The organism is Pseudomonas fitomaticsae (assembly GCF_021018765.1).
Taxonomy (GTDB): domain Bacteria; phylum Pseudomonadota; class Gammaproteobacteria; order Pseudomonadales; family Pseudomonadaceae; genus Aquipseudomonas; species Aquipseudomonas fitomaticsae.
In genome coordinates this window covers 4,595,515-4,617,056 of the sequence record NZ_CP075567.1, presented here as the reverse complement: position 1 = coordinate 4,617,056, position 21,542 = coordinate 4,595,515, and the positions used below count along the sequence as shown (strand labels likewise).

Annotated in this window: 16 protein-coding genes and 2 pseudogenes; 11 read left to right on the top strand and 7 right to left on the bottom strand. The window is 55.0% G+C overall.

The genetic code is table 11. The annotated features are described in order from the left end of the window. Positions 1 to 64: 64 nt before the first annotated feature. Positions 65 to 550, top strand: a complete 486-nt coding sequence (locus KJY40_RS20665; RefSeq protein ID WP_011335290.1) for a glutathione peroxidase — start codon at positions 65 to 67, stop codon at positions 548 to 550. Continuing rightward, on the top strand, positions 547 to 1,008 hold the full coding sequence (locus KJY40_RS20660; protein ID WP_230732415.1) for a MarR family winged helix-turn-helix transcriptional regulator: 462 nt from the start codon (positions 547 to 549) through the stop codon (positions 1,006 to 1,008). Before KJY40_RS20665 ends, KJY40_RS20660 begins: the two co-directional genes overlap by 4 nt. Here KJY40_RS20660 and KJY40_RS20655 read toward each other — a convergent pair. Then, positions 992 to 3,355, bottom strand: coding sequence for a hybrid sensor histidine kinase/response regulator (locus tag KJY40_RS20655; protein ID WP_407681974.1), 2,364 nt, complete (start codon positions 3,353 to 3,355; stop codon positions 992 to 994). The two genes, KJY40_RS20660 and KJY40_RS20655, sit on opposite strands and share 17 nt — an antisense overlap. A 124-nt stretch (positions 3,356 to 3,479) precedes the next feature. On the opposite strand from KJY40_RS20655, the gene KJY40_RS20650 reads away from it, so the two are divergent. Further along, positions 3,480 to 4,370, top strand: coding sequence for an ATP-binding protein (locus tag KJY40_RS20650; protein WP_007955716.1), 891 nt, complete (start codon positions 3,480 to 3,482; stop codon positions 4,368 to 4,370). Beyond that, complete coding sequence (locus KJY40_RS20645) at positions 4,367 to 4,849, top strand: GAF domain-containing protein (protein ID WP_119429621.1); 483 nt, start codon at positions 4,367 to 4,369, stop codon at positions 4,847 to 4,849. The genes KJY40_RS20650 and KJY40_RS20645 overlap by 4 nt, the downstream gene beginning before the upstream one ends. On the opposite strand, the gene KJY40_RS20640 is transcribed toward KJY40_RS20645, so the two are convergent. From KJY40_RS20640 to KJY40_RS20630, 3 genes and pseudogenes are all read right to left on the bottom strand, one after another. Further along, positions 4,850 to 7,792, bottom strand: a complete 2,943-nt coding sequence (locus KJY40_RS20640) for an HD domain-containing phosphohydrolase (RefSeq protein WP_230732413.1) — start codon at positions 7,790 to 7,792, stop codon at positions 4,850 to 4,852. A gap of 48 nt (positions 7,793 to 7,840) precedes the next feature. Next, complete coding sequence (locus KJY40_RS20635) at positions 7,841 to 11,497, bottom strand: transporter substrate-binding domain-containing protein (protein ID WP_230732412.1); 3,657 nt, start codon at positions 11,495 to 11,497, stop codon at positions 7,841 to 7,843. A gap of 8 nt (positions 11,498 to 11,505) precedes the next feature. Then, positions 11,506 to 11,589 (bottom strand): annotated as a pseudogene (locus KJY40_RS20630) (DNA-binding response regulator); the annotation flags it as partial. A gap of 50 nt (positions 11,590 to 11,639) precedes the next feature. Here KJY40_RS20630 and KJY40_RS20625 point away from each other — a divergent pair. Next, a complete protein-coding gene (locus KJY40_RS20625) occupies positions 11,640 to 13,205 on the top strand; it encodes a recombinase family protein (RefSeq protein WP_230732411.1) in 1,566 nt (521 codons plus the stop codon). Positions 13,206 to 13,666: 461 nt separating this feature from the next. Continuing rightward, positions 13,667 to 14,545: a helix-turn-helix domain-containing protein gene (locus tag KJY40_RS20620; RefSeq protein WP_230732409.1), complete on the top strand. Its 879-nt coding sequence runs from the start codon at positions 13,667 to 13,669 to the stop codon at positions 14,543 to 14,545. Between the two features lie 505 nt (positions 14,546 to 15,050). Here KJY40_RS20620 and KJY40_RS20615 read toward each other — a convergent pair. Further along, positions 15,051 to 15,359, bottom strand: coding sequence for a hypothetical protein (locus KJY40_RS20615; protein WP_230732407.1), 309 nt, complete (start codon positions 15,357 to 15,359; stop codon positions 15,051 to 15,053). A gap of 143 nt (positions 15,360 to 15,502) precedes the next feature. On the opposite strand from KJY40_RS20615, the gene KJY40_RS20610 reads away from it, so the two are divergent. Next, positions 15,503 to 15,739 (top strand): helix-turn-helix domain-containing protein, encoded by a 237-nt coding sequence (locus tag KJY40_RS20610; protein ID WP_321576975.1) that lies wholly within the window; start codon positions 15,503 to 15,505, stop codon positions 15,737 to 15,739. 116 nt (positions 15,740 to 15,855) lie between these two features. Here KJY40_RS20610 and KJY40_RS20605 read toward each other — a convergent pair whose 3' ends face one another. Next, the gene (locus KJY40_RS20605; protein WP_230732404.1) at positions 15,856 to 16,089 is read right to left on the bottom strand and encodes a hypothetical protein; all 234 of its coding nucleotides are present in this window, start codon (positions 16,087 to 16,089) and stop codon (positions 15,856 to 15,858) included. Positions 16,090 to 16,183: 94 nt separating this feature from the next. Between KJY40_RS20605 and KJY40_RS20600 the strand changes: the two genes are divergently transcribed. The 4 genes from KJY40_RS20600 (at position 16,184) to KJY40_RS20585 (ending at position 20,288) form a co-directional block, all read left to right on the top strand. Beyond that, positions 16,184 to 16,402 carry a hypothetical protein gene (locus tag KJY40_RS20600; RefSeq protein WP_230732402.1) on the top strand — a complete coding sequence of 73 codons (219 nt, stop codon included), beginning with the start codon at positions 16,184 to 16,186 and terminating at the stop codon, positions 16,400 to 16,402. A 117-nt stretch (positions 16,403 to 16,519) separates the two neighbouring features. Further along, on the top strand, positions 16,520 to 17,083 hold the full coding sequence (locus KJY40_RS20595) for a recombinase family protein (protein ID WP_230732400.1): 564 nt from the start codon (positions 16,520 to 16,522) through the stop codon (positions 17,081 to 17,083). A gap of 380 nt (positions 17,084 to 17,463) precedes the next feature. Further along, a complete protein-coding gene (locus KJY40_RS20590; RefSeq protein WP_230737732.1) occupies positions 17,464 to 18,477 on the top strand; it encodes a RelA/SpoT domain-containing protein in 1,014 nt (337 codons plus the stop codon). Between the two features lie 35 nt (positions 18,478 to 18,512). After that, complete coding sequence (locus KJY40_RS20585; protein ID WP_230732398.1) at positions 18,513 to 20,288, top strand: NACHT domain-containing protein; 1,776 nt, start codon at positions 18,513 to 18,515, stop codon at positions 20,286 to 20,288. Positions 20,289 to 20,948: 660 nt separating this feature from the next. Here KJY40_RS20585 and KJY40_RS20580 read toward each other — a convergent pair. Then, positions 20,949 to 21,500, bottom strand: a pseudogene (locus KJY40_RS20580) (response regulator); the annotation flags it as partial. Positions 21,501 to 21,542 lie beyond the last annotated feature (42 nt).

Sequence of the window (21,542 nt, the reverse complement as noted above, 5' to 3'; positions counted from 1 at the left end):
AAATTGCACACAATTCAATTGCTCGCTATTTTTGCCGCCTACCCATCTTTCAAGAGTGCGCACCATGAGCGATAACCTGCTGAATATTCCGTGCACCACCATCAAGGGCGAGCAAAAGACTCTCGCCGATTTCGCCGGCAAGGCGGTGCTGGTGGTCAATACCGCCAGCAAATGCGGTTTCACTCCGCAGTACAAAGGCCTTGAGGAACTGTGGCAGACCTACAAGGATCAGGGGCTGGTGGTGCTGGGTTTCCCGTGCAATCAGTTCGGCAAGCAGGAGCCGGGCAACGAAGGCGCCATCAGCGAGTTCTGCGAGCTGAACTACGGTGTCAGCTTCCCGCTGTTCAAGAAGATCGAAGTCAACGGTACCGGCGCGCACCCGCTGTTCGTGCAATTGAAGAAACGCGCGCCGGGCGTGCTGGGTTCCCAGGGCATCAAGTGGAACTTCACCAAATTCCTGATCGGCAAGGACGGCCAGTTGGTCAAGCGCTTCGCTCCGGCTACCAAGCCGCAAGATCTGAGCCGCGAGATCGAAGCCCTGCTCAAATGAACAGCCTGTCCGCCGATTCGCTGAAGCTCGACAGTCAGCTGTGCTTCAAGTTGTATGCCGCATCGCGGGCGGTGATCCGTGCCTACAAGCCGATGCTCGATCAGCTTGGTCTGACTTACCCGCAATACCTGGCGATGCTGGTGTTGTGGGAATGGCAGCAAACCGTGCCGGAGCAACCGACGGTCAAGGCGCTGGGTGAACGTCTGGCACTGGATTCCGGCACGCTCACGCCGCTGCTCAAGCGTCTGGAGCAACTGCAACTGGTCCAGCGTCAGCGCTCGGCCCGGGACGAACGCGAGGTTCATCTGAGCCTCACGCCGCGGGGGCAGGCGCTGCGTGAACAGGTCGGGCCTTTGAAGGATCGGCTGTTGTGCGACAGCGGGGTGGATCTGGACCGGCTCAATGACTTGCGTGACGGTCTCGATCACCTGCTGGGGCAGATCAAAGCACTGTCGTAGTCGGAATCCACTGGTCCAGCAGCGCCGCCAGCTCTTCACGGCGAAACGGCTTGGCCAGGTAATCGCTCATGCCCGCCGCCCGACAGCGTTCGCGCTCCTCGGACATGGCATTGGCGGTCAGGGCGACAATCGGTAGATGCGGCCAGCGCCCGCTCTGGCGGATCTGACGGCTGGCTTCGTAGCCGTCCATCACTGGCATGTTGCAGTCCATCAGCACCAGATCGAACTCGTCGTGTTCCAGCTGATCCAGCGCTTCAACGCCATGGGCGGCGACTACCACGTCGCAGCCGAGTTTGCCCAGCATGCCCTTGGCCACCAATTGGTTGACCGGGTTGTCCTCCACCAGCAGCACCCGACCGCGCCGCTGCGACGGCACGCTTTCGAGGCGTGCGCGGTCGATGGTGGTGAGGTCCGGCAACAGTGTCCGGCGCAGATTCTGATACAGCGCGTTGCGAGCCAGCGGTCGTGCCTGCTGCTGCAACGGGGCGAGGGCGGCAGCTTCTTCGCCTGGCATGAAACTGCCGTAAGCAGTCACCAGCAGAATCGGCGCCGTCATCGCCGGGCGCAGGCCGAACAGGCATTCGGGGCAGTCGGTGATGATCACGTCGGGGGACAGCCCGAGCAGCGGGTCGTCGAGGGTTCGCTGCTCGTAGGTCAGTCCCCAGACCGGCAGCAGGCTTTCCAGCAGCTCCGCCAGCCCGCTGACCGCGTTGGTGATCGCCAGCACCTTGCCGTGCAACGGTGGCGGAATCACCGCGCGGGTATGGCAGGGCAGTGGCAGCTCGGCGCAGAACTGACTGCCGAAACCCACTTCGGAACTGATGGTCAGGCGCCCCTGCATGGCTTCGCACAGGTTATAGGTCAATGCCAGGCCCAACCCGGTGCCACCGTACTGGCGGGTGATGCCGGCACCCGCCTGGGTGAACGGCTGGAAAATCTTCACCTGCGCTTCCTGGGCGATGCCGATACCGGTGTCGCAGACTTCGATCCGGACGCCGTCCTTCCAGGTGGACAGGCGCACATCGACCCGACCGAAGCGGGTGAATTTCAGCGCATTGGACAGCAGGTTGCTGACGATCTGCCTGACCCGGGTCGGATCGCCGAGCACCAGCGCCGGGAAGTACGGATCGATCAGGCAGGTCAGCTCGACACTTGGTGCCGCGTTCTGCGACAGCAGGTTGGCGGTGTCTTCGATCAGCGAGCCAAGATCGAAGGGAATGTGTTCGAGCTCGAGTTGCCCGGCATCGAATTTCGACAGGTCGAGAATATCGTTGAGCAGTTCCACCAGCACCTTGCCCGAGTCATGAGCGATGGACAGTTGCTGTTGCTGTTCGGCGTTGAGCGGGCCGTCGAGCGACAGGGCGATCATCCCCAGCAGGCCGTTGAGCGGGGTGCGGATCTCGTGGCTCATGTTGGCGAGAAATGCCGAACGCGCTTCGGCCATGTCCAGTGCCGTGCTGCGGGCCACTTCCAGTTCCTGGTTGGACTGGCTGAGCCGCGCGTTGATCGCCTTGAGTTCAGCGGTGCGTGCGGACACGATGTCCTCGAGTTGCGCGAGGTAGTCGGTGAGGCGGTTTTCCGCATTGCGCCGCTGCTGGATTTCCGTGGCGATGTTTTCGAACTGCTGGTTGGCAACCTTGACCAGCACGCCGATCTCGTCGTTGGCGTGCCCGCCCGGACATTCCAGGGTGGTCGGCTCGGCACTGCGCGGGTCACGGCCGCTGAGTTCGCGGATCACCCGCACCAGCGGTTTGGTCAGCATCACGTAGAACAGCGCGAGCAGGATTCCGGTGAGAATCAGGCTGCGGGCGAAACCGTTGAGCAGCGTGACCTCGGCCCGGCGCAGGAAGCGGCTGCCGAAGGCGTAGGTGTCGACTTCAAGGCTCAGGGTGCCGAGGGATTCGTTGGGCAAGTGATCGAGATAAAGGCGGTCTTCGAACTGGCGTTTGGCGCCGAACAGGAAGTCGCTGATCATCCGGTAGCCGCTTTGCAGCTCCGGGCGTTTGACGTTGGCCAGCACTGTCTGATTGTTGTCGGTCAGTTGTGCGGAAATGATCGCCGGCGAACGCAACAGTCCCAGGGTCAGTTCCTGGGCCAGTTCGGCATCGATGTTGTAGGCGATGCGCGAGGCCGGATTATGGCTGATTTCCAGCAAAGACAGGATTTCACGGTTGATGGACGCGTCTTCACTGGCATAATCGATGCCGATTTGCAGCAGGCTGAGCAGCGTGCCCAGAATGAACCCGACCAGCACGGTAAGCCGGGCCTGTTTGTACGACAGCCGGTGGGTGAATTTGATATCCATGGGGTGTTGAACCACTTCCGTTTCCCTTCGCTGCTCAAGCATAGTCGATCATGCACGGATTCCGGGGTTCCCGAAGCGCCTTGTAACAAGGGCCGGGACAGGTTTCTAACGCTGTCTGTCGTCGCTGTACCGCCATCATCACTGTGAACGAGCCCGAGGAGAAGACGTGGATTCCCGATTGAATGCTTTTCTTGAGCGCGCCGAGTCGGTTCTGGCGCGGATCGAACCGCTGCTGCCGGCTCCACGCCCGGTCATCGACTGGGGTACCTGCCTCGCCGCACGCTGGCAGCGTGACGGTCGCAGCGGTTATCTGCTGCCGCTGGAAGTCAGCCTCGACATGCGTCTGTCGGACCTGATCGGCGTCGATCGGCAGCTGGAGCAACTGGGCCGCAACACTCAGCAGTTCCTCGACGGCATGCCGGCCAACCATGCGCTGCTGTGGGGTTCGCGCGGTACCGGCAAATCGTCGCTGGTGCGGGCGCTGCTGGCGGAACACGCCAAGGCCGGTTTGCGTCTGATCGAAATCGAGCGTGATCACCTGGCGGACCTGCCACGGGTGGTGGAGCAGATCGCCAAACTGCCGCAGCGGTTTGTGCTGTTCTGCGATGACCTGTCGTTCGAATCCGGCGAAGGCGACTATCGCGTGCTGAAAAGCGTGCTGGACGGTTCGCTCGAACAGGCACCGGACAACGTGTTGCTGTACGCCACCTCCAACCGCCGCCATCTGGTGCCGGAAAAGGAAAGCGACAACGAAAACTGGAAGCGCGTCGATGGTGAACTGCATCCCAGCGAAGCGGTGGAAGACAAGATCGCGTTGTCGGATCGTTTCGGCCTGTGGCTGTCGTTCTATCCGTTTACCCAGGAACATTTCCTCAACGTCGTCGAACACTGGATCGGCCAGTTGGCCGCCAAGGCCGGCCTGAGCTGGGAGCGCGACGAACAACTGGACATTCTCGCCGTGCGCTGGGCGACCGGCCGTGGCAACCGCAACGGACGTTGCGCGTACCAATTCGCCCGTTACTGGGTGGGACTGAAATTGTTGGAGCACAAGGCATGATTGATTTGCAACAGAGCGGCCAGGGCCTCGAAGGCTATGGCATGTTGGCCGCGCAACTGGAATCGCTGCTGGCGGACGAGCGCGATTTCATCGCCAACGCCGCGCAGTTTTCGGCGTTCCTGTTCAACCAGCTCGATGACCTGAACTGGGCCGGTTTCTACCTCAATCGCAACGAAGAGCTGGTGCTCGGCCCGTTTCAGGGCCAGATCGCCTGTGTGCGCATTCCGTTCGGTCGCGGTGTGTGCGGCGCGGCGGCTGCCAGCCTGCAGACACAACGGGTCGAAGACGTTCATGCGTTTCCCGGCCACATCGCCTGTGACAGCGCGTCGAACAGCGAACTGGTTGTGCCGTTGGTCAAGGACGGTCGCCTGATCGGCGTGCTCGACCTCGACAGCCCGAAGCTCGCGCGTTTCGGTGCCGACGATCAGGCCGGAATCGAACGACTGGCGGCGATCTTCCTGCGCTTGACCGACTGCTGATCACACCGTCAGGCCTGCCTTGAGCAGCACGGCCGCCGGGTCCACGACATCGATCTGTCGTGGATCGAGAAACCGTGTGGCGTACTGCAAATACACGCCATCGCGGATGAACAGCCCGAACAGCTCGGCATCGATGTGCGCTTCGCGGCACATGGTGGCCATGATTCCCAGCGCTTCACTGAGGGACTTGGCCTTTTTGTACGGGCGGTCGGCAGCGGTCAGGGCTTCGAAAATATCGGCAATCGCCATCATGCGCGCCGGCAGGCTCATGTCTTCGCGCTTCAGGCGCTTGGGATAACCGGTGCCATCCATCTTTTCGTGATGGCCCCCGGCGATTTCCGCGATGCTGTTCAGATGCCCGGGGAAGGGCAGGTGGCTGAGCATCAGGATCGTCTGCACCATGTGGTGGTTGATGATGTAGCGTTCTTCGCGGGTCAGCGTGCCCCGGGGGATGCTGAGGTTGTACAGCTCGCCGCGATTGTATTTGTACGGTGGCACGTCGAGCTTGAAGCCCCACGGGTTGTCCTCTGGAATGAGCTCGCCTTCGGCGCGTTCCAGCAGATGCTCGGGCTTGTCCGCCAGCAGCGGTTCGTTGACCGGCAAGGTCGGTGCCGGTGTGCGTGCCTGACGCCGGTTCTCTTCCCATGACAGGCCCAGCCGGTCATCCAGCGTTCGTGTCCAGGTGCGTTGAGCGATGCCTTGCAGGCGTTGCAGGTCGGCCTCGGCCATCGCTTCACTGCCCAGATTGCAGTGGGCGACGAATGCAAAATCATCATCCAGTGTTGTCAGGGTTGCGTCGCGCAACTCAGCCAGTTGCCGTTCTTCGCCGCCCATGGCCAGGGCTTGCCAGTAGCTGACCCAGGCGTCGCGCTTGAGCACTTCGAAGCGGGTGCGGATTTCATGAAGGCGATCGTTCAGGGTTTCCAGTTTGGTGGCTTTGTCGACCACGTATTCCGGGGTCGTAACCTTGCCGCAATCGTGCAGCCAGGCGGCGATGTGCAAGGCCTCCCATTCGTCTTCGTTCGGCTGGTAATCGCTGAAGGCCGGTGCCTGACTGGCCGCCGCGGCATGGGCGAGCATCAGGGTCAGCTCCGGCACGCGCTGGCAATGGCCGCCGGTATAAGGACTCTTGGCATCGATGGCGCCGGCGAGCAGTTGAATGAAAGCGTCCAGCAGTTGTTTCTGCCGGGCTTGCAGGCGCTGGCTCTCGATACTCACCGCGGCTGCTCCGGACACCGCTTGCAGGAAGGCGATGCGATCGGGCCGAAGCTTTTCCAGATCACTCGCCGTGCCGCTGTCATTGATCAGCAGCACCAGCAGGCCGACGGTTTCGTTGTGCCGGTTGTGCAGGCGGATACCGATCAGATGAACCCTCGGCGACTCCATGGCCAGCAGCACTTTCTGAAGGTCGGTGGCCTGTTCGAACCCGAGATTACTCACCACTGTGTTGGCGTTCGCCAGTTGACGGAACCATTCTGGGCTCTGGACGGCATCAAGATTGCGCCCCTGAATATCGAACGCGGCCAAGGCTTGGGATTCGCCGTCGACCACCAGTCCGTAGGGTTCCATGCGATTGCCATCGTTTTCGCGCAGATAAATCAGGCCCGCCTGGGCCTGGGCGATCTGCACGGTCTCGAACAGCACGCGCTGCAGCAGCGGGGCGAAGCGGGTTTCGGCGGTCAGGCTGTCGGTGATCCGGAAGAAGCTGGCCAGGGTGTCTTTCATGCGGGCCATCGACAGGCTCAACTGGTCGACCTCCAGCACCGGTGATCGACGGGTCACGGGAAAGTTGAAATCGAAACTGCGAATCGCGTCGGCTTCCTTGACCAGCGCATGCAGCGGCTTGACCAGAATTCGCGAGATCAGCCACCCGAGCGGCAGGCACAACAGCAGAGTAGCCAACGTGATCAGCGCGCCTTGCCAGCGCATGCGATAGGCGTCGACCAGCAACTCGTCCTCCGGCACCAGCAATGCCATCTGCAAACCCTTCGGCCCACCTTCCTGCAACTGGCTGCGGGCGACGATCCATAGCCGGCCGTCGGCCTTGAGTCGATTGCCCTGATGGCCGGACAACAAAGTGTGGAGGGCGGGACTCAGGTCGGCAGCCTTGGCCAGTCGCGCCGTACGGTCATCGACGATCAGCCGGCTGCTGTCGGGATAGGCCACGGCGTTGCCTTCGGCGTCGAACAGGACGATTTGCGTGGCCGGTGTCACCACGTGTTTGATAAGGGTTGCGGAGAGTGCGTCGAGGGTCAGGTCGGCGCCGATCACCGCGTCATCACCGCTGCGACGGGCCAGCGTCGTGCCGACGTTGTGGGTGGAGAAAAAGACGTAGGGTTCGGTGGTGATCTGTTCGGCCTGTTGCCGGGCGTTGATGTACCACGCCCGGCTGCGCGGATCATAGGGATCGACGGGGTTGTTCTGTCGGCCGACCGGGGACAGGGCCTGGTCAAAGAACAGCGACTGCGAATGCGCCTGACCGCTGGCGTCATGTTCGATGCTCCAGACCTGAAATGCCGCGGCGTCCGGTGCCTTGAGCAGGGTTTTCAGCGCAGGCGTGCGCAATGGACGGACCATGAAGAAGTCGCCGTTTCCATAACCCAGGTAGAGCGAGGCCAGATCCGGATTGTCCGTCAGGGACTGGCTGAACGGTTTGAGCAGCGCCAGGCGCGATTCGAGGCTGGAGGATCCGGCGGCGGGAGTCTCTGCCAGCAGGCTCAGCAAGTGCCGGATCGGTGCATAAGTGGCCTGCAGATCGAGACGCACATCCTGCTCGATGCGGTTGAACAGTTTTTCGCTGCTCGACAGGATGATCTGTGTGGTCTGTCGATAGTTGAACAGACCCAGCACCACCCCGGTGAGCAACAGCAGAAAGGTGAACATGACGCTGATGTGTACATGCAGTGGAAACCGGCGTTGTTCCGGGCGCAGTGGGCTGGGCATTGCGGACTCTCCGTGTAGATAAGCACACTGCTCAGCGTCCAAGCATAGTTAAGCCCCGGTCATTTTGCTCTGGTCGGTCTGGGCCAGTTGATGTTCCAGTGCCTGTTCCAGTGCCTGTTCCAGTTCAAGAATGACAAGGCAGCAAGTTTTCGCGCGATGTTCGATCTCATCTCTGGGCAGCGCTTGCAGGCAAGCCTGCTCAAGCGCATCACAACGCTCGATAAGGCGCGATGCCTGGGCAATGCGGGCGGCGCCCTTGATCTTGTGTGCAATCACGGCCAGTGCCGGATGATCATTCAAGGCGGACAGGGACTGAAGTTCCCGTCGGTCAAGACGACTGCTGTTGAGCAGTTCTACCAGCAATCGGCGGGTCTGGGCGGGGTCTCCACCGGTCAACTGCGTCACCCCCTGCAGGTTGAACGCAGGCGCCTGGAACAGCGGCCGTACACGATCGATCCATTGGCTCAGGACGTTCAGGCTCAGGGGTTTGAACAAACATTCGTTCATGCCCGCCTGTTTGCAGCGCAGGATCTCTTCCGGTTGGGCATTGGCGGTGAACCCCAGCACCGTGCAGGCCGGGCGACGGGTAAGTTTTTCGTGCTGGCGAATCGCTCGGGTCAGCTCGTAACCGTTCATGACGGGCATGTTGCAATCGGCGATGACCAGATCGAATGCACCGTTCTTCCATTGTTCCAGTCCGTGCTGGCCATCTTCGGCGATGCAGAAATGATGGCCGAGGTACTCCAGTTGCTGGCACATCAACAAGCGATTGGCCGGATGGTCATCGACCACCAGAACCATCAGCGGGACGAGGGCTGTCTGAATCGTCGGTTCGATTTGTGGTATCGCCACTTGTGCAGGCAGGATGGCCAGAGGCAGCGTAATGTTTACTTGCGTGCCGATCCCGGGCTGGCTGTTCAATTGCAGTTTTCCACCCATCATCTCGCACAGGTTGCGGCTGATGACCAGTCCCAGCCCCGCGCCACCGGCGGTTCGCTGCCCACTGTTGGCGGCCTGGGCGAACGGTTCGAACAGGCGCCGCTGATCATCGGCGGTGATCCCGATACCGGTGTCCTGTACGGTCAACTGCACCAATGAGTAATCGGGGGTCTCCGTGGGTACAAGATCCAGCGTGATCCTGATGTGCCCCGTTTCGGTGAACTTGATGGCATTGCTGATCAGGTTCGACAGCACCTGCTTGAAGCGCAAGGGGTCGAGGTGTACATCAATGTTCAGTTCAGGAGGTGAGATGGTGACGGCCAGTGAGAGCCGTTTCTGTCGGGCCAGGCCTTCGAAGATTCTGACGACCGAGGCGACGGTCTCGACAAGGTTGACCCGTTCCGGACTCAGGCTCAGTCGCCCGGACTCGATGCGCGCAATGTCCAGTATGTCGCCGATCAGGCCGAGAAGATCCTTCGCCGAATGGTAGGCCGTCTCGATGCCGGAGCGATCCGGATGAGTCTGATCCATGCGCTTGAGCGACAGCTCAAGCATGCCGATCACCGCGTTCATCGGCGTGCGGATCTCGTGGCTCATGGTCGCCAGGAACGTACTCTTGGCCCGGTTGGCATCGTCCGCCTGCTCCTTGGCTGCGCGCAGTTCATCGAGCAGCTCTCGGCGTTCACTGATGTCGATCCAGCCGCCAATGATCCCCTGCACATCACCGCTGGAGTCCCTGTATGGCAGGATCCAGTGATAGATCGTCAGACGCCGGCTGCCGATATGCAGCGGCCTGTCGAGTACCAGCGGTTTGCCCTCGGCCACCACCCGCTGATAGTCGGCCTGGAATGCTTCGGCCTCGAAGGCGTTGTTCAATGCCCCCTGCATGACGCTTTTGCCAATGACGTCTGCGCGCTGGGCATTGAATGCTTCGAGGTAACTGTCGTTGCAGCTTTGCAGCAGGCCCTGGCGGTCCCGAACATAGATGGGATGGGGGGTGCCGTTGAGCAGTGAACCCATGAACTCCAGTTGATCGTTCAATGCCCGTTCGGCCGATTTACGCTGTTTGATCTGGCGGCGCATATAGGCGTTCCAGAGCAATGACAGCAGCAATAACAGGCAGGCTCCGCCGATCACCTGATAGAAGAAACGCTGGTATTGCCGCCAGGTACCCTGCGAAACGCTTGAGTAACCTCGCCAGCGCCCATTGATGATACCCAGCTCTTCAGGGGTGATGCTCATCAGCGTCTTGTCGATGATCGAGCCCAGTTCCGTGTTGTCCCTGGCGGTCGCCAGAGAGAAGGCGGCCTGCCGGGTGCCGATGGTGGTGGTGATCTGCAGGGGCTGTTCGAAGATCCGCGACGTGATGAAATAGTTGGCGATGACCAGCGAATTCACTGCGCCCTCGACCTGACCTTCGTCGAGCAGGGCGACGGCGCTGAAGGTGTCCGGCGTTTCGACCAGCTGGATGCGTGGAAACTCGTTGCGCAGGTATTCGATCATGGGGTTGCCCTGGGCAATCGCGAGCCGCTTGCGCTTGAGCTGGCCCAGATGCGTCGGGCTGTCGGCGGATTTTCGGGTCAGCAGGACATAGGAGTTTTCCAGGTAGGGACGGCTGAAGTTCAGGGTTTCCTCCCGTTGGGCAGTGGGCAGCAGGGCGGCGATCAGGTCGGCCTGATGATTCTCGATCTGCTTGATCATCTCTGCATCGCTGCGGCTGCGGCGGATTTCGAAGCGCAAGCCGGTGCGCAGACGGATGAGTTCGAGCAGGTCGGCGCTGATGCCGCGAAAATTGCCGTCACTGTCAAAAAATGTCAGCGGTGCAAAAGCCTCGTTGACGACCACGCTGATCACCGGGTGTTTTTTCAGCCACTGTTCTTCACGTCGGGTCAGTTGCAGTTTCTGGTCGGTCAGCAGCGTGTCGCTCCCGACGCTCCAGCGCTTGGCTATGTTTTCGCGCTCGCTGCCCGGAACAGCCCGGAGTACGTTGTCGATGATGCCGAGCAGTTGCGGACGGTTGCGATGAACGGCGAAGCTGAAACCGTGGGCCTCGTGCTTGCCGAAACTGGCCATGCGGATATTGTTCAGGTAACCCTTGCTGATCATGTAGTGAGTGGAAATGGTGTCACCGAGAAACACGTCCGCCTGATCGAACGCGACGGCATTGATTGCGTTCTGGTAGGACGGATAAGACGTGATGAGGGCTTTGGGATACATCGCCTTGACCTCGTCCAGCGGCAGATAGTGATACAGCATGCTCAGCCGCAGTCCTGCCAGCCCTTCGGTCAGCGAGCGGGTTTCACCTTCCCGGGTCACCAGTACCGGTTGATCGATCGCGTAGGGCCTGGACAGCACGATATCGGTGTTTTCCGCTTCGAACCCGTTGGACGTGCCGAGCATGTCGATGCTGCCATCGATCAATGCCCGTATCGCGGCCTCTCGGGAGGCGAAACGTTCGACCCTGATCGGTAGTCCGGTCGCCCGGCCGACAAGGGCGGCGTAATCCGCAGTGAAACCTTCGTAGTCATGTCCGCTGGTCGTCATGTCGAAGGGGGGATAGTCGGGAGCGGATGTCCCCAGAATCAACTCATTGCGGGTATGCAGCCAAGCCACTTGCGACGGTTCGAGCAAGACCGGCATGGAGCTGTCGGCCGAGCGACCGAGCAGGTGGAAGTCCTGGGAGAAGGGCGATGCAGCGGTTGCTGGCGTGCTGAAACCCAGGCACGCACCCAGCGCGATCAGAAAACTTGTTAAACGGCTTGGCATTTTGGCTCTCACACGAGTGCGTTACGTTTGGCCATTTCGATAAGTTCTACCAGGGACTTGGCCTTCAGTTTCTGCATCAGTCGTTTCTTGTAAGGTTTTCATATGTATACAATAGGCGTTCAAGTACCGGTCAGAGGGCGCCATGCCTACAGCATTCAGCTACGCACGATTCTCCAGTGCCATTCAAAAGAAGGGCTCAAGCCTTGAGCGTCAGCAGGCAATGGTCGGTAGCTGGTTACTTCGACACCCCAATTACGCTTTGGGTGACCTGACGTTCCAAGACTTGGGCAAGAGCGGTTGGAAGGGCGATCACATCAAAGAAGGGGGTGGTTTTGCTGAGTTGCTGGCCGCTGTAAAAGCTGGCGTGATTCAGGCGGGGGATGCTGTTTTGGTTGAGTCTATCGACAGGGCGGGACGCCTAGACACTCTGGATATGCTTACAAGAGTGATCGCACCGATTCTGGATGCTGGTGTTTCCATCATAACCCTTGACGATAACGTTGGTTATACACGCCAGAGCTTGGACGGCGGTTCCATCTACATTTTGCTGGGTAAAATTCAAGCTGCTCGCCAGTACAGCGATAACTTGAGCCGTCGTCTCACAGCATCCTACGACTCTCGCCGTAGACTTGCGGCTGAGGGCAAGACGCCCAAACGTATTACACCCGTATGGCTTACCTCGAATGGTGTCGTGATCCAAGAGATTGCAGATCAGGTTAGACACGCCTTTGAGTTGTACGCGTCTGGACTTGGTAAAGCAGTCATTGCGAATCGGATGCGTGAGTCTGGAGTCGCTGCACTAGCTAAAACGTCTGGGCCGGGTGTCGAGGGCTGGTTACGTAATGAGGCTGCGATAGGGCGCTGGAATGGCTCTCTGGTGTACGAACCAATCGTAGACATCTCGCTGTACCAGCTCGCACAGATCGAAGGTGAGAAACGCAAAACACTGCCCAGAGCGAAGACAGCCGCTCATTTTCTTGTCGGGTTGGTGAAGTGCGGGTTCTGTGGTCACAACTTCATCATGCGCACAATCCAAGGTGTTCAGGTTTCCATGAGATGCAGGAAACGGCAGGAGCTTAAGGGCTGCGACAACAAGAAAGTGATTCCGAAGGAAATCATTGATACGGTTTACAGGTACACATCTGTCACTGCTGCCTTGGAAGTTGTGAATCGTGAACACAACGGCGTGAATGAGAAGGCGATCATTGCGGCTGAGGCCAAGCTACTTGAAATCTCAAAGCAGATGCAGGAGCTATCTTCTGCAATTCTCACTGTAGGTGCCATTCCTGAAGTGTTGTCCCAGCTCCAGCAAGTACAGGAAGCACGGGTAATCACTGAGCGACAATTAGCAGTGCTCAAGGCAACTGTAGTCCCGTCAGCTAAGGGATGGATCGAGCAGGGCAAAGTGTGGGCGCTTGAGCGAAGCGACCCTCAGCGCCTTTCCTCTATGCTCCGGAGTGTGGGTTACACAATCACGATTCATCCTGATGGTCGTCTCGTCTCGGGCTCTGGTGCATATCGGTACGCCGGTGTTGATCGAAAGGCAGACCGATACAGGCTGATGCAGGGTGACAAGCTCATGTTAATCCTGAAAGGGCCAGATGAGGATTACCCATACTGGGAGCCTTTTGAGGAAGTGGCGGGGGAATCGACGTGGGATGAGGCGGATTATGAAAACCTGAGACGCCAGTACGAAACATCAGATTGAAATGGATGGTAGGTTCGCCGAAGGGGTGACTGCCTCGAAAACCCCTTCAAAACCTTCCCAAACTCGGGAAAAACGTCATCCACTTTCGCCACACTTCAATCGCCAACATCAGTTTCAGCCCGTGTTTACGGGACTTAACGAGCCTCCGAACCAAGCAAAGGGCGCGTTCCTCACCGGAAATCGGTTTCATCAAAGATTTGCACACCAACGGGCGAGGAATCGATGAGTCTGATGGTGCAAGACCAACTTTCCATATCAACAGTTTCATGCAATGTCAACTTTTTGAATTGACAGGAACTGGTGTTTCGTGTACGATTCGCAACTCAGCCAAACATTCCAAATGCATCCCGCACCCATACAGTGCCAGATGATCGGTAAAGTGTTGTCTGCGTTTTACCAAACTAACCGGCACAACCCCGAGGTACTGCCTATTGAAATGAACTTGAACAGGAGCAAAGTCCATGTCGCACCCGCTTGTTTTAAATTTGATTACCACCACCCACGCCGCAAATGATGACGCCCTCGATATCCGCTCCACTCTCAGCAGGTATCGCACTGTAACCATTGACGGATATGTTCTCTGCAAAACCACAGGCGAGATTTTGGCCTGTTCCACGATTATTGATTATTCCCCCGAACCATATGACTACCCTGTTGCAGCTAGTCAAGGGACGAGCAAGTACACTGTTGATGAGGATGGTAGCCCTTTCATAATCTCCAGCTCGACCGAGGAGAAGATTTCCGCTGTCATCGTATCTACGCTGCCTACTACTTCCTCACTCCAAAAATCGAAGACCGGAAAAGGTCGAAAAGCACAAACGATTAAAAATCCGTTGTACGTAGTATTCCAAGCAACCAAGATTGATAAGATCCCAACTCCTTGGCTGGACAACTACATTCACGGCGCCATCAACACTGGGCCGGGAGTGATCAAGGGCAAATACAGCGTGTCTCCTGCTGACGTCGCCAAACTACTTCACCTACCAGAAATATCAGTGGAAAGCGTTTCAGGGTGTTTGCTAAACCACGATCACGAGCCGATGAGCATCAGGCAGATTCAACGTGTGGTCGAAGCTGCGAGAGTGGCCCTGAAAGGGATTGCACTGTACCTAGAGCACCATACAGAAATTCTGCTCGCCCTCGGTGTCGAGGTTGACTTCGACTCACTATGGGCAAGCTGCCCGCCTGATGCAAAGCCGGCGGGGAGGAAGGAGCACCCGAAGCTCCAAGAGGTATTACAGTTGCTGGAGCAAGGCGAAGAAGTGAAGGCAATTGCACGACAAACAGGCGTGTCTAAAACTACTATCAAGAAATGGAAGCAAGAGCGGCTGGCCGCCTGACTTAAGCACTTCATCCCTCCTCTGGCGAGAGCTTTCGGAAGAGGGGTCAGTAACTTGAATTAGCGACAGATATATAAGAGAGTCATTGTCTCTGGAGGTGATACCCCAGACGTTGACGTCTGAGTGAGATTACCCATTTCATGAAAAATAGTTGCATCTTCCCGATTCTGGATCAGTACACCAATAAAATAAAAGGATAAACACACATCCACGCTCTTCGCTCTTGATCTGCTACACCGAAGGTGACGTGCAATAACTTCCAGCAGCCGCTGGCGGGGTACTGCCGAATACGTTCTGATTCGATTTTGCACCAACACAGAAGATCAAGATCACAAGCGAAGAGCTGGATTTGTGTAAAGTTCGTTTAGTTACTGGAGTACATCCGAAGGAATGTCGGCGGTCACGCCGGAGTTGAATACCGTTGAAACTCTCGTTTCGGTGCACACATCCCCTTTAGCGGAGCGGGTAAATTATCCCAACGAACTCCGCTTTCGGTGTGGAGATACTACCGCAAGTAGAAGTACAGAAAGACTACGACCAGAATCACGAATATTACCCGACCTTGAAGCACATCAGAGCTCAATTGGTCATTCTTGATCTGTTTGTAAGTATCGGTGTCGCTTAGACCCTGTGTCTTGTAGTGCATGATCTGGTTGATTTGTTTGTCCAGCTTCTTGTTGTGGCTGTCATTGCTACACATGGTGATGCCCCACACGATCAACCAAAGACCGCCAGTCAACACTGTCATGATCACGTGCAGAATGTGATTCGTTTTCTTCTTCTGGGTGGTCAGAACAAACAGTTTTTCGTTCATGGGTCATCCTTGTTCAATTAGAGAATGGTGCGAGAGGACATGCCTGCTCATGTCGTGATGACGGGAGGCGACACCAACATTCACAGTATATTGTGAAGACCCGCTGATGCTCAACCACGACAGTGCCCGCTCACTAGCGTGGAGTGACTGCATTGGAGATCGGGGTGACCTTTGGGCGTGTATTGCGACAGAAAAGACAGGAGGCTGGCTTTACCCAAGAACAGCTGGCACTGGAAGCGGATGTGCAACGGAATTACGTCAGCCTGATCGAAAGGGGCATCAATCAGCCTACGATTGCTGTCTTATTCAAGCTTGCCAGTGCGTTGAAGTGCAGCCCGTCCTCTCTGATCCTCCTGGTGGAGGAGGAATTGGGGCAATAGGCGTATATAGCAGACGAACCCTATCGACATCCTACAAACGGAAAGGGCAGGCTGGAGCCGAAGAGACACCAGCCTTGGAAGCAAATGGTCAAATAGTTTGATCGAACTGCTTCAAGTTACTTTTGTTGCACTGGATATACCAAGAGTTGCCAAGCAATTTTTGCCGTGGTGTTGTGCTGTCGATGGTTTTGAGGCGGCAGGGTGTGTCCACCTGCAATTGCAATTTCGTCTCCGCAGCCGGTGCACTTGTAGATTCCCGGATGGGGAGCAGCTGTTCCGGGAGTGTGCACAATGTCAAAAGCCTTGTCGTCGGTATGAGTGAGTGAGGGACCATTTTTGTACAACGCCATGAGAGTTCCTATCTGAGTGAGCCATCGTAGAGTGGCCAAATAAATGTAGCCTTCTGACACCATCATGCAACCTCCTCCCTCAAGGACGACAGCCATGCCAGACAATACAGAAGCCCACATAGCAACCGCAGACGTACTAACCCTCCTGCTGCACAACCAGCACGCACTTGCAGCAGCGATTGAAGAAGTGGCCCTCTGGGTTAAGGCCAATGGATCAAGTGAAGTCCATGAAAACGCCGTCACCGCTTTGCAGACTCTCGATGTGAATGCATCAGCGATCACCGCTGGAATTCTCAAGCTTCGCCAATCCTGATCATTGTATTCAATTAGGTACACCCTAGTGACCGTCTATCGGTGAATACAGAATCTGTATTCAATAGGATTGATTTCTGATTTTGAATGCATGCACAATCCAAACCTCTAGAGGCAAATGAATACAGAAGGCGGGAATATGGCGAACATTGGCTATGTACGGGTTTCATCGGTTGACCAGAACACGGATCGTCAGTTGGACGGGGTTGCACTGGATGAAGTGTTCACCGACAGGGTGTCAGGAGCGACAACAGACCGCCCTGAGCTACAGGCAATGCTTCGTCACATCCGCAAGGGTGATGTTCTTCACGTCCACAGCATCGACCGTCTGGCTCGTTCATTAGAAGACTTGCTGTCTCTGGTGAAAGGGATGATTGCCAAGGGTGTGGCGGTGCAGTTCCACAAGGAAGGTCTCCACTTCACTGGCGAAGACAGCCCTATGCAGGAACTCATGTTGGGCCTGTTGGGCAGCGTCGCTCAGTTTGAGCGTGCATTGATCCGTGAACGTCAGGCAGAAGGCATCCAGAAGGCCAAGGCAGCAGGCGTCTATAAAGGGCGTGTGAAGACGGTGGATGATGCAGCCATCCGCAAGGCAATGGCAGAAGATGGAGCCTCATTTCGCAAGGTGGCAAAGGCTCTTGGCGTGAGTCTGAGCAGTGTACAACGGGCTATGAAAAACTAGCTTCTGTGAAGGCCCCACAAGCTCGCTCAAGGCGAGCTTTGTTGTTTCTGATGTCGTTGCCTGATGTAAAGCGGCGTGCCCTCAACGGTCTTGTACGAGGCTCTAGGCGTGTAGGGTTATTTCTATATTTCTCGGGTTTCCATTTGGCCCTGTTGCACTTGGCTTAGCGTCTCAAGCAAAACTACCGTTTATTATTTTCTGGGCTCGAAAACCAACCGACTGTCGAATCACACCAGAAATTTTGGCGGGCAGTGGGGGCGTTTGGAAAGGGCTCCCGGTTTGGCGGGGCCAAGGGGTGGCTTTTTCTTTTCACCTCTCCTACCCTCCAGCAAGAATCCATCGCGCATTGCTGCCAGCAAGGACGAAATCAAGTGAATGATATGGTCGTAGGTTTTCCGGGGGGCTCGAAATCGCGCGTAAATGCTGCTGGCTATAGCATCCGCGACCAGCGTGCGAGCGTTGAAGATATGCACGTAATTGATGAGTGGCGAGCCGCCCACCGTATTGTCTTGAATACTTTTCAAGCGAGCTTGCGAAGTCGTACTCGAGGTAAGCAAATCGTTGTTGCTCAAAGGCACAAACGCAAGAACACGATCTTCCATAAATTGATGCGACTTCCAAAGATGGAATTATCCCGCATGGATGATGTAGCGGGATGTCGCCTCATATTTCGTTCGATTGAAGAGCTATATGAATTTCGAGAGAGCTTTCATAAAGCGCGATTCAATCACAAACGCAAAAATGAAACCGATAAATACGACTACATCAAGCGCCCGAAGGAAACAGGCTACAGAGGCATCCATGATGTCTACTCATACGATGTGAGGTCAAAAAACGGGGATCAGTACCGTGGGCTGCTACTCGAAATCCAGTATAGAACACTAGTTCAACATGCGTGGGCAACGGCAGTTGAAGTTATTGGCTTCATCACTGAAAGCCAGCCAAAGTTCCAGCAGGGCGACAGAAGATATGAAAATTGCATGGCTCTTGCCAGCGAAATTCTCAGTAGAGCCCACGAAGGAAAAACTGGCCCATTTCCTGATTATAGCAATAGGGAGTTGCTACAGAGGTTTGAAGCTGTTGATAAAGAGATTCATATCATCAGAACTCTTACGGGGCTGAACTCATCGGAGACGGTGTATACAGACAGTCGAAACTCTATTCTCATTTTCAAAGAAGATGGCAGCCTCGAGGTAAGGAGTTTTAAAGAAGCTCCAGACGCATTAAGGGAGCTGTTTCGATTGGAGAGGGATTATCCCACCCTTGATGTTGTTCTCGTAAAGGCAGACACGAACGAAGAGATTCGCATGGCGTTTAAGAACTACTTCTCTGATGCAAAGGATTTTATAAAGCTACTAACAGATGGACAAATTGTTCTCGAGTTGATTGCCTGAATTGGAAAAAATCTAGAGCCCGCTAGGAGCATTTGATGTTAGCTGAAGCAGCTGTTGCCGGATTTATCGCGAAAAATTACGATCGTATTATAACTGTTGCCAAAAATTCATTTGAAAGAATAGATGAAGATCTCCGTATCGCTCTGAAACTTGCTTATCGCAACTATCTTTCAAATACTATCGCTAAGTATTCAAAATCAAAATCATTTTTTATCCGGAACGAACCGACCTCGCTTTACGATTACTATGTGCCCATTGGGGTTTTCGCGAATAGCCTTGAGCTTAAAGAGCCCAATATATCCAACTGCTTAGAGCTTTCGAAAAGAATTATAGTTGCCGGCACCGGCGGAACAGGCAAATCAATATTGATGAAGCATCTGTTTCTAGACTGCATCAACTCTGAAAGGTTTGTTCCCATCATGGTGGAACTCAGGGATCTAAACGAAATTGATTCGTCCCTTGATTCGTTTATCGAAGCCACTCTAGAAAGTTACGGATTTACCACAACTGGAAATTTTATAGAGAAATCAAAAAAATCCGGACACTTTTGCTTCTTCTTTGATGGCTACGACGAAGTAAATCATGATAAGAGAAAGAAGTTAATTAAAGAGATCAAGCAGATATCGGACAAATATTCCAAGTGTCCTATAATTCTGTCGTCACGTCCAGATGAAGCATTCAATGGATTGGAGGTCTTCTCCATATTTAATATCCTGCCGATGGACCTCGATACGGCAGTCACTCTTGTTAATAAATTACCTTTTGATTCCGATATAAAAGGGAAGTTTGTTAAAGCATTACGAGACAAACTCTATAATGAACACGAATCGTTTTTATCTAACCCTCTCCTACTCTCGATCATGTTGCTTACATATGGGGAGAACTCGGAAATTCCATCGAAATTAAGTATCTTTTACAATCAAGCATTTGAAGCATTGTTTCGACGGCATGATGCTTACAAAGGAGGCTACAACCGAGTTCGGCTCACCACGTTGGATATCCAAGACTTTTCTAGAGCCTTCAGTTTGTTTTCTCTGCAAACCTACGAAAAGCGTGAGTTTAAAATGTCCAGAATCTCATGCTTAACCTATATTGAGAAAAGCCGGAAAAGCATGGGGAAAGATTTTGCACCAGAATCATACTTGCAAGATCTACTGACGGCGGCCTGCCTACTCACCGAGGATGGATTGGATGTAGCATTCTCGCATCGTTCTTTTCAAGAATATTTTGTAGCGCTACATATATCTGCGGCAGCCCCTGAAATTCAGGAAGCGCTGATACTAAGGTATTGGAGGAACATGAAGTCTGATGACGTAATAAAGCTTCTCATCGAGATCAATCCCGAACTTGTTGAGCGAGTGTTGCTCATTCCTGAATTGGACAAGCTCTTTAGCAAGCTTAAAGTAAAAAAAACCGTAGGTATCACTCACACGGCTGCATTCTTTAAGCAGCAATTTTCGCAAATAAATATCGAGCGGCGCGGTTTGACAGCGACATCTAGAGATCCAGAGGCAAGTGTATTTGATCTTGCTAAGTTTGTCGTGCCGCACGGAGGATATATTTTTCCTAATTCCGAAGTGTTTAAGGCGTTTGACGAAAGGATGGTGGCTACTTACGGTATCCCAAAGAAGGAGGTTACCAGATTCTCTACCTCCACCATGACTTACAAAACTCCCATTCTAAATGAACTTTTGCACTTTGAAGGCAGATTTTCCATTAAGTACTTTAAGGCTTTGTTTGCAGGCTACAAACGATTAAAGTCTAAGCATACTAATAGGCTGGAAAGTCTAGATCGACTGTTAGGTATTTAGCATGTCGTTCATCCTGCCTCATAGATCATAAGATCAACTATGGTTTGTGAGGCAGTCAGTCGCAAGGTTGTTGATAAAGGAGGTCGATTCTTTATTTGCAAAAAAAAACAGGTTCATCACTACACGACGGAAAACCATCACCCGCCGTTAATTCTTGCATCAGGAACGTTAATCCCCTACAACGCAGGTGCTGCACATTAATCGCCACTATTGTGATTCTCCAAAGAGTAGCGTTGGGAGAGCACTGCCACCAACAAGATTGTGTAGGTGAGGACGGTCCACGCTTCTTAACCTTTGTTGAGCAGTTAGCCTAATTCGGTTGTATCCGTTTCTCCCTCACGAGTGATGACCCGTGCTTGAAAAATTGGGCAGACATGTTTGTCACCCAATCGAGCAGAGGAAATCATGAATCATCCTTGAGGTGTTACGAGGAATTCCAGCCTGTAGCTGGGGCAGAGTGACTGTGCCGGGAAGCTAAAGTGCTGGCTGTAGGAAAAATCCCAAAAGCTCTGCTGAATGTTCTCTTTCTTCTGTGTCGTTTGCCGAGATGAGGAGATAACCGGTTGGGTAGGGGGGATGATGGTGGCTCCTTGAACTTGAGATTTGCCGTTCCTAGCCGACGTAACGCTCCGCGAAATTTGTTGTGTACATATGAAATTATTGCTTATAAGTACTTACTGTTTTGTTGCTGAGAAACATGCCTTTGGCTATTTCCTTGTTTGTGCGTCCTTGGGCAAACAGTTGCAGCACCATCAGTTCGCGATCATTGACGGACTTGAAAAGTTCCAGTTCTGCATACCGTATATCGTCGTGGCGAACGGGGTTCAAGGCCTGGCTGGGAAAGTAGTTGTACCCGGAAAGTACGGCTTTTATTGCGCTGACCAGCTCGCTCAGATCTTCCTGTTTGCACACATAACCCGAGGCGCCCGACTGCATGCAGCGAATGCCGAACAGAGTCGGACATTGTGCGGTCAGTACCAGGGTCTTGAATGGCGAACTCATGGCGTTGAAGCGGGCCAGGACTTCCAGGCCATCGAGCTTGGGAATGCTGATGTCGAGAATGATCAGGTCGGGCATGCATTCGCGAACCATCTGCATGGCATCGACACCGTTATCGGTTTCTCCGACGACTTTATAACCTTCATGCTCCAGCAACATTCGAACGGCAAGGCGGATGACCGGGTGATCGTCGACAATAAAAACGGAGTTCATAATAAAATCCCATACGAGCGCGAATAAAGGGCGCACCTTAGC